Annotated in this window: 8 protein-coding genes and 1 pseudogene; 3 read left to right on the top strand and 6 right to left on the bottom strand. The window is 56.2% G+C overall.

Features of this window, described 5'->3' with window-relative positions; genetic code table 11:
* The coding region (locus tag AAC083_RS21545) for a 3-deoxy-7-phosphoheptulonate synthase (RefSeq protein ID WP_108537663.1) at positions 1-455 on the top strand (455 nt) is incomplete at its 5' end.
* Positions 456-734: 279 nt separating this feature from the next.
* Positions 735-1,031: pseudogene (locus AAC083_RS21540) on the top strand (IS4 family transposase); the annotation flags it as partial.
* 43 nt (positions 1,032-1,074) lie between these two features.
* On the opposite strand, the gene dsbB reads toward AAC083_RS21540, so the two are convergent.
* Together dsbB and nhaB are read right to left on the bottom strand one after the other, a co-directional pair.
* A complete protein-coding gene (dsbB, locus tag AAC083_RS21535) occupies positions 1,075-1,596 on the bottom strand; it encodes a disulfide bond formation protein DsbB (RefSeq protein ID WP_108537662.1) in 522 nt (173 codons plus the stop codon).
* Between the two features lie 85 nt (positions 1,597-1,681).
* Positions 1,682-3,262, bottom strand: a complete 1,581-nt coding sequence (nhaB, locus tag AAC083_RS21530; RefSeq protein WP_108537661.1) for a sodium/proton antiporter NhaB — start codon at positions 3,260-3,262, stop codon at positions 1,682-1,684.
* 332 nt (positions 3,263-3,594) lie between these two features.
* On the opposite strand from nhaB, the gene fadR reads away from it, so the two are divergent.
* The gene (gene fadR, locus AAC083_RS21525) at positions 3,595-4,308 is read left to right on the top strand and encodes a fatty acid metabolism transcriptional regulator FadR (RefSeq protein WP_042034882.1); all 714 of its coding nucleotides are present in this window, start codon (positions 3,595-3,597) and stop codon (positions 4,306-4,308) included.
* Positions 4,309-4,366: 58 nt separating this feature from the next.
* Here the strand turns inward: fadR and AAC083_RS21520 are convergent, their stop codons facing one another.
* The 4 genes from AAC083_RS21520 to AAC083_RS21505 form a co-directional block, all read right to left on the bottom strand.
* Positions 4,367-5,884, bottom strand: coding sequence for a SpoVR family protein (locus AAC083_RS21520; RefSeq protein ID WP_042034881.1), 1,518 nt, complete (start codon positions 5,882-5,884; stop codon positions 4,367-4,369).
* A gap of 10 nt (positions 5,885-5,894) precedes the next feature.
* Positions 5,895-7,166, bottom strand: coding sequence for a YeaH/YhbH family protein (locus AAC083_RS21515; RefSeq protein ID WP_108537660.1), 1,272 nt, complete (start codon positions 7,164-7,166; stop codon positions 5,895-5,897).
* A gap of 25 nt (positions 7,167-7,191) precedes the next feature.
* A complete protein-coding gene (locus AAC083_RS21510) occupies positions 7,192-9,114 on the bottom strand; it encodes a PrkA family serine protein kinase (RefSeq protein WP_042034879.1) in 1,923 nt (640 codons plus the stop codon).
* Positions 9,115-9,683: 569 nt separating this feature from the next.
* Positions 9,684-11,453 (bottom strand): RecQ family ATP-dependent DNA helicase (locus AAC083_RS21505; protein WP_108537659.1); only part of this gene is annotated, 1,770 nt, incomplete at its 5' end.

Genomic DNA, 11,453 nt, shown 5'->3' with positions numbered 1-11,453 from the left:
GCGCCGCCAGCGCGCCGCACCATTTCCTGTCGGTCACCAAGTATGGCCACTCCGCCATCGTGGCGACCCGCGGCAACCCGGACTGCCACATTATTCTACGCGGCGGCCGCGAGCCGAACTACAGCGCCGCCCATGTTGATGAGGTGGTGAAGGGATTGGACAAGGCCGGTCTGCCGCAGAAGGTGATGATCGACTTTAGCCACGCCAACAGCAGCAAGCAGTTCAAGAACCAGATGGTGGTGGCCGAGGACGTGGCCGGTCAGTTGCGTGCCGGCAGTAAGGCGGTATTTGGCGTCATGGTGGAAAGTCACCTGGTGGAAGGGCGCCAGGATCTGGTGGATGGGTGCGAGCTCACCGTCGGTCAGAGCATCACGGATGCCTGCATTGGCTGGGCCGATACCGACGTGCTGCTGCGTACGCTGGCCGATGCGGTGGCGACTCGCAACGCAGGCTGAGCCTGCTCTGTCCCGGCTGACTGCCTGCGGCAGCAGCCAGACAATACACAAAGCGCGACGCGGGTCCGTAATGTGGATCAGTTCAGGGGCCAGTGACCGCTTCTTCTGATGTGTGAAAATCCGAAACCTGTTGATTGGTTTCGGATTTTTTATGCCTATTACACAGGCTCTCGGTTTTCTTCACGCCAGTCATGCTGCCAGGTGCAGCCCCGTTGTCGCCCCCCAGCGCCTTCCTGCAAGCGCGCCAAATGGTTGGGGACAAAAGCATCAAGCGCCTGGTGGGATGTGTTGCTGGTGCACAACCCGCTACGTAGCCAGATGACGAAGATGGCGGCGGGATACACGGCAAATCAGCTGAGTTTTCACATGGCGTCGGTCTACCTTGTCCATGAGTTGAGCTGTATGGCCTATGTGTTACCGGGGTATATCCCGGGGTGAGGGGCAGACCTGGAGAAACAAGCGGTACAGTTCGTATGACCACAGAGAAGAGAGCGCAGTTATCCCCGCAGCGTGAAGCCGAGACCACAGCCGTACAGTGTGAAAAAAGCCAATAAAAATAATGCCAGTCAGGCTTAACTGACTGGCATTAGAGCCAGTAGACCTTTTTTATGTGATACCGTCAGCTGCAGCAGCGCCCCTTGACCAGGTTGCCGATGGCGACCACTACGAAGACCAGCAGGTAGGCGGCGAAGATGGCCACCAGCCACTGGGGCATGGAAAAGCCCAGGAACTGCCAGCTGATCTCGCTGCAATCCCCATCCGGGAAGAACAGCCAGGGGATCCACTGATCGAGGGGGGCCCAGCTCGGGAAATCAGCAAAGGGACTGCAGACGTTGAACGGGGAGGGGTTCATCTGGTAATTCACATGCTGCAGTGCCAGCTGGAGGCCGCGGAAGGCACTGTAGCCCCACAGCAGCAGGGCACTCCAGCGCACATACCACTTCTGCGGCGCTACCATGCCGAGCAAGCCTGCCAGTATGACCCCCAGAGTGGCGATACGCTCATAGATGCACATGACGCAAGGATGCAGACCCAGCACGTGCTGGAAGAAGAGGGCGCTCAACTCGAGGAAGAGGGCGGAGGCGGCAAGCAGGCCCCATGCCAGTCGATGGGCGGCAATACGTCGCAGAAACTCAATCATCTGGTTGATCTCACAGAAAAAACAGTGGCTGAATTAGAGCAGAGCAGTGGCTAAAAAGAAAGGGCCCTGGCGGGCCCTTATGGGGTCAATGCAGCGCAGGTAGAACCGCAGGCGTGACGTTGTCGAGTACCAGCCAGCCGGCCTGATAGAACCACTCGGTCATCGGGCCGAGCAGCATCTCCACCGAGAGGAAACCCACCACTCCCAGCACCAGGGTGTAGGGCAGAGCCATCCATACCATGCGGCCATAGGAGAGGCGCAACAAGGGGGCCAGTGCCGAGGTCAGCATGAACAGGAAGGCCGCTTGGCCGTTGGGGGTGGCGACGGATGGCAGGTTGGTGCCGGTGTTGATGGCGACAGCCAGCAGATCGAACTGCTCACGGCTGATGGCGTTGTTGAGCAGGGCCGTCTTTACCTCATTGATGTAGACGGTGCCGACGAAGACGTTGTCACTGACCATGGAGAGCAGGCCGTTGGCCAGATAGAAGAGGGCGAGCTGATCGTCCGGCTCGGCGGCCAATACCCACTGGATCACGGGTTTGAACAACTGCTGATCGATGATGACGGCCACTATGCTGAAGAAGACGGCGAGCAGGGCGGTGAAGGGCAGGGCCTCTTGGAACGCCTTGCCGAGCGAATGCTCATCTGTGATGCCAGTCAGTGAGGTAGCCAGCACTATGACAGATAGCCCGATCAGCCCCACCGCCGCCAGGTGCATGGCCAGCCCTGTGATCAGCCAGAGGGCGATCAGCGCCTGTACTATCAGCTTGGCCTTGTCTTGCGGGGATCGCTCGGCCTCTTCGTAGCGGTTGTAATCTTCCATGATGCGACGCACCGCATCCGGCAACTGGGCGCCATAGCCAAACCAGCGGCACTTCTCGACCAGGATGCAGGTGAGCAGGCCGCAGAAAAACACGGGAACTGTGACCGGTGACATACGGATGGCAAACTCACCAAAATGCCAGCCAGCTTGCTCACCTATGATCAGGTTTTGCGGCTCTCCCACTAGGGTGCAGACGCCACCGATGGCTGTCCCTATGGCTGCGTGCATCATCAGGCTGCGCAGGAAGGCACGGAAGTCGTCCAGATGCTGGCGATTGAGCTCGTTGACGGAATTATCATTGGTGTAGTCGTGTTGATTGCCGAACTCCTTGCCAGAGGAGACCTTGTGGTAGATGGCGTAGAAGCCTGTCGCGACGCTGATCACCACGGCGATCACTGTCAGGGCGTCAAGGAAGGCAGACAGGAAGGCCGATACCAGACAAAACGCCAAGGAGAGCAGGGTCTTGGAGTGGATCCGGATCAGCAGTTTGGTAAACACGTAGAGCAGCAACTGCTTCATGAAGTAGATGCCGGCCACCATGAACACCAGTAGCAGCAGCACCTCTATGTTGGCCACCAGCTCATGCTTGACCTGCTCTGCCGAGGTCATGCCGATCAGCACAGCCTCGATAGCCAGCAAGCCACCGGGTTGCAGTGGATAGCACTTGAGCGCCATGGCCAGGGTGAAGATGAATTGAACCACCAGCAGCCAGCCGGCGGCGAAAGGATCAAGATAGAAGGCGATCGGGTTGATTAGCAGAAATAGCAAAATGGCGGCCTTGTACCACTGGGGTGCATTGCCCAGGAAGTTCTTGGCAAAGGCTTGCCCTAAGCTGATTGGCATAATATGGGTCTCTGTTTTGTTGTTGGTATCTGCGTCTATGCAGTCAAGACAGGCTCGACCAGAACATCCGGATGTTGTCCCTTATCAGATTGATTCCTCATGATTTTAATCAAAAAGAGGCGTAACTATAAATAACATAGTGCCCCTTGCCCAAGAGAATGTCTGTTTTATCGCCAGACGGCGGGGTTGGCTGGCACCTATCGCGTGGTTTCATACATTTTTTTAACAAAACGACCTGCTTATGTGAGCAGAGGACTGACCTTCTGCTTGCCAGCCCTCTCTGCTTTGCTATTATTCGGGGGCCTTTTTACGTACTACAACAGAGTCACTACATGGTCATAAAAGCGCAGAGCCCTGCAGGGTTTGCCGAGGAATACATTATCGAGTCCATCTGGAACAATCGCTTTCCTCCAGGATCCATATTGCCGGCCGAGCGTGAGCTGTCCGAGCTGATCGGGGTGACTCGTACTACCTTGCGCGAAGTGTTGCAGCGTTTGGCCCGCGATGGCTGGCTCACCATCCAGCATGGCAAACCGACCAAGGTGAACAATTTCTGGGAGACCTCGGGTCTCAACATCTTGGAAACTCTGGCCCGTCTGGATCAGGACAAGGTGCCGGATCTGGTGGCTCAGCTGTTGTCGGCGCGTACCAATATCTGCACCATTTTCATCCGTGGTGCGATTCGCAATAATCCTGAGCAAGCTGCCGAGATACTGCGTGGTGCCAAGGCTGTGGATAGCACTCCGGAGGCGTATGCGGAGTTTGATTATCGTCTGCACCATCAGCTCTCCTTTGCTTCCGGCAACCCCATCTACGCCTTGATCCTCAATGGCTTCAAGGGACTCTATAGTCGGGTTGGACGTTACTACTTCTCTGACAAGCAGGCTCGTGAAACGGCGGATGCCTATTACAAGACTTTGTTGGATTTGGCCGAGACCAAGAATCATGAAGCCGTGTTCATGACGGTACGCCAGTACGGGATAGAGTCCGGCAAGCTGTGGACCCGCTTGCGCCAGGACATGCCGAGCAATCTGTGCGATAACTGATTGTTGATGCAAAGAGAAACGCGCCTTCTGGCGCGTTTTTTTATGGCTGAAAGTGGCCTTAGACCGGTTTTTTCTCCGGACAGCGACCTATGATGTCAGCGGGCAAGTCGCCGTTATCCTGCTCCAGTACCACATCGAATCCCCAGAGCTGATGCAGATGCCTGAGTACCTCGTGGCGGGAATCCCCCAGCGGGATCCGATTGTGTGGCACATAGCGCAGAGTCAGCGACCGATCTCCTTTTACTGCAACGTTGTATACCTGAATGTTGGGCTCCAGATTGCTCAAGTTGTACTGGGCTGACAGGGTATTGCGCACCAGTCTATAACCCTCCTCGTTGTGGATGGCGGAGACCTTGAGGTAGTTCTTCAGATCGTCATCGTCGATGGCGAACAGCTTCATCTCCCGCATCACCTTGGGGCTCAGGAACTGACTGATGAAGCTCTCGTCCTTGAAGTTCTGCATGGCGAAATGCAGTGTATCCACCCAATTGGTGCCGGCGTAATCGGGGAACCAGTATCTGTCCTCCTCCGTCGGGTTCTCGCAGATGCGGCGCAGATCGGTAAACATGGCGAAACCGAGGGCGTAGGGGTTGATCCCCGAGTAGTAGCGACTGTTGTAGGGGGGCTGGTACACCACGTTGGTGTGGCTGTGCAACACCTCTATCATGAATCGATCACTGATCTTGCCCTCGTCATACAGGTGGTTGAGGATGGTGTAGTGCCAGAAGGTGGCCCACCCTTCATTCATGACCTGAGTCTGTTTTTGCGGGTAGAAGTACTGACTGATCTTGCGCACTATGCGCACTATCTCGCGCTGCCAGGGCTCAAGCAGGGGGGCATTTTTCTCGATGAAGTAGAGGATATTCTCCTGTGGTTCGGCCGGGTAGCGTCTGTCTTCGACTCCCAGGGCCTTATGCTGCTTGGGCAGGGTGCGCCACAGTTCGTTGACCTGGGTTTGCAGATAGTCTTCCCGCGCTTTCTGGCGACGCTTCTCCTCTGCCAGCGAGATCTTTTGCGGTCGCTTGTAACGGTCAACGCCGAAGTTCATCAGCGCATGGCAGGAGTCGAGCAGTTTCTCCACCGCATCGATACCGTGTTTCTCTTCGCATTCGGTGATGTAGTTCTTGGCGAACAACAGGTAGTCGATGATGGAAGAGGCATCGGTCCAAGTCTTGAACAGATAGTTGTTCTTGAAGAAGGAGTTGTGGCCATAGCAGGCGTGCGCCATCACCAGCGCCTGCATCGGCATTGTGTTCTCCTCCATCAGGTAGGCGATACAGGGATCCGAGTTGATGACTATCTCATAGGCCAGCCCCATCTGGCCGCGCTTGTAGTTGCGATCGGTGTGGATGAAGCGCTTGCCAAATGACCAGTGCTGGTAGCCAATGGGCATGCCGACGCTGGAGTAGGCGTCCATCATCTGCTCTGCCGTGATCACCTCGATCTGGTTGGGGTAGGTATCCAGTCGATAGAACTTGGCGACCCGGGCGATCTCCTGATGATAGGTTTCCAGCAGATCGAAGTTCCAGTCAGGGCCATCGTCCAATGGCGCTATTTTTCTTGCGGTTTCTACCATATGACCTCCCTCACGCCGCTTGCTTCTTGAACAGCTCCCGGAATACCGGATAAATATCCTCGACCTTGCGAATGTGCTCCATCGCGAAATGGGGGAACTGGCTGGCCACCGACTCATATTCGTGCCACAGAGTCTGGTGGGCGCGGGTGGTGATCTCGATATAGGAGTAGTACCGCACCTGCGGCATTATGTCCCGCATCAGGATCTCCCGGCATTGCGGTGAATCATCGGCCCAGTTGTCACCATCGGACGCTTGCGCGGCATAGATGTTCCATTGATGGGCGGGGTAACGCTCGTTGATGATGTCGTTCATCATCTTGAGCGCGCTGGAGACAATGGTGCCGCCGGTCTCCTGGGAGTAGAAAAACTCGTGCTCATCCACTTCCTTGGCCTGGGTATGGTGGCGAATATAGACCACTTCCACGTTCTTGTAGGTCCGGCTCAGGAACAGATAGAGCAGGATATAGAAGCGCTTTGCCATCTCCTTGGTAGCCTGATCCATGGACCCAGACACGTCCATCAGGCAGAACATCACTGCCTGGCTGGAAGGCACGGGCCGTTTGACGAAGTTGTTGAATTTGAGATCGAAGGTGTCGATAAAAGGCACCGCTGCGATCCGCCGTTTCAGCTCCCTGATCTCCTTCTCAAGCAGGGTGATTTCGGCGAAATGTTCGTTGGGATCGGCCGCCAGCAATACCAGCCGCTCTTCCAGTTCATGCAGCTGGCGTTTTTTGCCGGCTTGCAACGCCATACGCCGAGCAAGCGAGTTTTGCAGGGAACGCACCACGTTGATGTTGGCGGGCACCCCGTTGGAGGTGTAGCCCGCCCGGTAGGTTTTCACTTCCATGAGCTGGTTGAGCTGGGTTTTCTGCAGCCGCGGCAGCTCCAGATCTTCAAACAGCAGATCGAGATACTCATCCTTGGAGATCTGGAATACAAAATCGTCAGCGCCTTCCCCCTGATTGGATGCCTGGCCTTCTCCCGCTCCTTGACCTGCGCCCCCTCCCTTGGGGCGGTCAATCTTGTCACCGGAGACAAACTGGTCATTGCCGGGATGCACCATCTCCCGTTTACCGCCGTGCCCCTGATGAAAATGGGGCTCGCCGATATCCTTGGTCGGGATGCTGATACTTTCGCCCTTGTCTACGTCCTGAATGCTGCGCTTGGAGACAGCATCCGAGACCGCTTGTTTTATCTGCTTCTTGTAGCGGCGGATGAAGCGCTGCCGATTGACAGCGCTTTTGTTTTTGCCGTTGAGCCTGCGGTCGATAAAATGCGCCATAACTCCCCCTTGAACCACGGCAGGGTCAGGATGACTTGCGTACCCTGAGATACCATTCGGAGAGCAGTCGCACCTGTTTGCGGGTGTAGCCTTTCTCCATCATCCGTTCGACAAAGTTATCGTGCTTCTTCTGCTCCTCGGCCGAGGTTTTGCTGTTGAAGGAGATAACCGGCAGCAGCTCTTCCGTGTTGGAGAACATCTTCTTCTCGATCACGGTGCGCAGCTTCTCGTAACTGGTCCAGTTGGGGTTACGGCCTGCATTGTTGGCCCGGGCACGCAGCACGAAGTTGACGATTTCGTTGCGGAAATCCTTCGGATTGCTGATCCCGGCGGGTTTCTCAATCTTCTCCAGCTCGCTGTTGAGCGACGAGCGATCAAACAGCTGACCGGTTTCCGGGTCACGGTACTCCTGATCCTGGATCCAGAAGTCGGCGTAGGTGACGTAGCGATCGAAGATGTTCTGGCCGTACTCGGAATAGGACTCGAGATAGGCGGTCTGGATCTCCTTGCCAATGAACTCCACATAGCGCGGCGTCAGATAGCCCTTGATGAACTCGAGGTAGCGATCGTGCAGCTCCTGTGGGAACTGCTCACGCTCTATCTGTTGTTCCAGCACGTAGAAGAGATGCACCGGGTTGGCTGCCACTTCCGCGTGGTCGAAGTTGAAGACGCGGGAGAGGATCTTGAACGCAAAGCGGGTTGACAAGCCATTCATACCCTCGTCCACACCGGCGTAGTCACGGTACTCCTGATAGCTCTTCGCCTTGGGATCCGTGTCTTTCAGGCTCTCGCCATCATAGACCCGCATCTTGGAGTAGAGGCTGGAGTTTTCCGGCTCTTTCAGTCGGGAGAGGACGGAGAACTGACCCAACAGTTCCAAGGTGCCAGGTGCGCACTTGGCGTCAGTCAACTCGCTGTTTATAAGCAGTTTTTCGTAGATCTTCACCTCTTCCGAAACACGCAGGCAGTAGGGCACCTTGACGATGTAGACACGGTCGAGGAAGGCCTCGTTGTTCTTGTTGTTGCGGAACTGCTGCCACTCGGATTCGTTGGAGTGAGCCAGCAGAATACCGTCGAAGGGGAGGGCGGAAAGTCCCTCTGTGCCGTTGTAGTTCCCCTCCTGGGTGGCGGTCAGCAGTGGATGCAGTACCTTTATCGGTGCCTTGAACATCTCCACGAACTCCATGATCCCCTGGTTCGCCTTGCACAGCGCCCCCGAGTAGGAGTAAGCATCGGCATCATCCTGGGCAAAATGCTCCAGCATGCGGATGTCGACCTTGCCGACCAGAGAGGAGATATCCTGGTTATTGTCATCACCCGGTTCCGTCTTGGCGATGGCAATTTGATCGAGGATGGAAGGGTTGACCTTCTCTACCTTGAACTTGGAGATGTCGCCACCGAACTCGTGCAGTCGCTTGGCCACCCAGGGCGACATGATGGGGCGCAGGTATCGGCGGGGAATGCCATACTCTTTTTCCAGCAGCTCGCCATCCTCTTCGATGTCGAACAGACAGAAGGGGTGATCGTTGACCGGTGAGCCCTTGATACGATAGACAGGCACTTTCTGCATCAGAGACTTGAGCTTTTCAGCCAGAGAGGATTTGCCGCCGCCAACCGGCCCCAGCAGATAGAGGATCTGCTTCTTCTCTTCCAGCCCTTGAGCCGAGTGCTTGAGGTAGGAGACGATCTGTTCGATGGCCTCTTCCATACCGTAGAAATCTTTGAAGGCGGGATAGCGTGCGACGACGCGGTTGGAAAAAAGACGACTGAGTCTGGGATTGACCGAGGTGTCGATCATTTCCGGCTCGCCGATGGCGACCAGCAAGCGCTCGGCAGCGGAGGCATAGCAGGCTTTGTCCTGCTTACACATATCCAGAAACTCCTGGATGCTGTACTCCTCTTCCCTGGCTTTCTCGTATCGCTGTTGATAATGCTCGAAGATGCCCATAACTTTGCCCTCGTTATAGTCGCTTACCCTGAAAAGAGTGGATCACTACTTTTGTTCTGTTTACCTCATTAAGCCTAGTCAACAGCCCTCAGTAATCCATCACCATCTATTGGTTTAAATTTGCAAGGGTACTTCCCGATCCTGATGCGGGAAGGCGCAATCAGTGACACACCTATGTTACTGACTGTTAAATTATTTTTGCCACGATAGTGAGGTAAATGTCAAAGACATAAAAAATAAATTTTCGCCAGAAAATGGAAAGAAGATCGAATTTATCGGGTCATCTGGCTGCAGCCTAGACGGGGCAAGGGGGAGGGAAAATAGCAAGAAGGAAATTTATTACGTTTACGTTAGCGTAATGCTGACAGCTTGGTGTCTTAGCTCTAATTTTTACATTGACGCTACATTTAGGCTGCTCTAGATTGGCCCTGTGTCAGGCAGTCAGCGCTTTAGCAAGAGAGTGTTGGCTGCGGATACAAAGCTCTGTTTAAGCACGTTTCCGTTGGCTTGACCCTCGCAACAGCGAGGGTCTTATTTTTTCAACGTAGTGTGCATGAGCACAGAGATGCTCAGTCGTGATGGGTGGGGTAGATCCGTGACACTGCTGCCAGCACGTCGGCAAACGGATGTGCGGCCAGCTGGCCAAAGCCCGCCAGGCTTTTTGCCTTTACCCGGGTGGTCAGTGGCGTGGCTATGCCGCACAGAAAACGGGTCAGAATGCGAGGATGGCGAGTGTGGCACAAGGCTATCAGGGGATCGCACCAGGCGAGCAACCCGTTTTCGTTGGGCAGGGTGAGGGTTGGTAGTGGTGGCAGGATGGCGACCTCGCCACGGCAGACGGAGCAGTGCCCGCATTGGCTTGGCGCCTGCTCATCGGCAAAGTAGCGGGCCAGTTCATGGCTCAGGCAGCGAGTCGATGTAAAAAACGCGAGCAAGGCCTGCAACCGGGCCAGTTCACTCAACTCCTTCTTCTCGAACAGGGCATACAGCTCATTGGCCAGAACGTCGGTGTCTACTGCCTGGGGCAGGATCCGATAGACATCTGTCATCTGCTTGCTTTCCAGCTCTATCCAGCCCTGCTGTTGCAGATAATCCAGTGCCGCAGCGGCTCGCTGCCGCTCTCCCTGGTAACCTTGCCAGAGTGCATCGAAGTCCATGGTACACCAGCTGCGCGCCTGCGGGGCGCAGGCAAACAGCTGCTCCAGAAACTGGCGGCGATCCGGATTGAAACGGGCCAGGATCTCGGCCTTATCCAGCACGAACTTGAAGCGATACTCGGCGAAATAGCTGTAGGCTGGCGCTATGATGCCTGCCATCTCCAGATAGACCAGCAGTGTCTTGAGCGGTAACTGACGGATGTTGGTGTCGTTGGAGAGGCGCAGCAGACCAAACTCCCACTCGCTGCCGCTTTGTTGCAAGATCTCGAGCAGCGTTACTATGGCGGCGCGATCGGGCGTATCCCCGTACACGAAATTCTCCAGCACGGGAAGTTGGGCGCGATTGGCCAGCACTATGCAGCGGGAAGGGAGCCCATCCCGCCCGGCACGGCCGATCTCTTGACTGTAGTTCTCGATGGATTTGGGCAGATCGTAGTGAATGACCCGGCGAATATCCGCCTTGTCGATACCCATGCCAAAGGCGATGGTGGCCACGATGCAATCCACCTTGCCTGCCATGAAGTCATGCTGGATCTGGCTGCGCAGGGCCGAGTCGAGCCCGGCATGATAGGCACACGCCCGGATCCCCGCCCGTTGCAGCAGCGTGGCACATTGCTGCGCCGTGTGCTGCAAGGTGACATAGACGATGGTGGGGGCGCCGGGTTCGCGCCGCACTTCCGCTTGCAGCCAGCCATCGCGTGCCTCGGCGGGCAGGGGGACGACGGCCAGATCCAGGTTGGCGCGATAGAAACCGGTGACGATGAGCCCTTCATCCTCGATATCGAACTTGGCCTGCATGTCTGCCATGACCGCCGGCGTTGCCGTTGCGGTCAGCAGCAACACCAGGGGGATCTTCAGCTCGCGGCGGTAAGCCGGCAGCTTGAGGTAGTCGGGTCGAAAGTTGTGACCCCACTCCGAGATGCAGTGCGCCTCATCTACCACCAGCATCGACAGCGGAACCTGCTGGATGAAGCGGCGAAAGCGCTCGTTCTTGAGCCGCTCTACCGAGATCATCAGGATCTTGAGCTGACCGTCGCTGGCCTGTTGCATCACATGGCGGCTCTCCTCCGGCGTCTGGCTCGAATCCAGGGTCGCGGCGGCTATCCCCTTGCTGCGCAAGAAGGCGAGCTGGTCGTGCATCAGCGCGATCAACGGGGAGATCACCAGGGTCAGGTGGGGTAG

This window comes from Aeromonas sp. HMWF014 (genome assembly GCF_963878295.1).
Classification (GTDB): domain Bacteria; phylum Pseudomonadota; class Gammaproteobacteria; order Enterobacterales; family Aeromonadaceae; genus Aeromonas; species Aeromonas popoffii.
The sequence above is the reverse complement of the archived record's forward strand: the minus strand, read 5'-3'. Positions and strand labels throughout refer to the sequence as shown.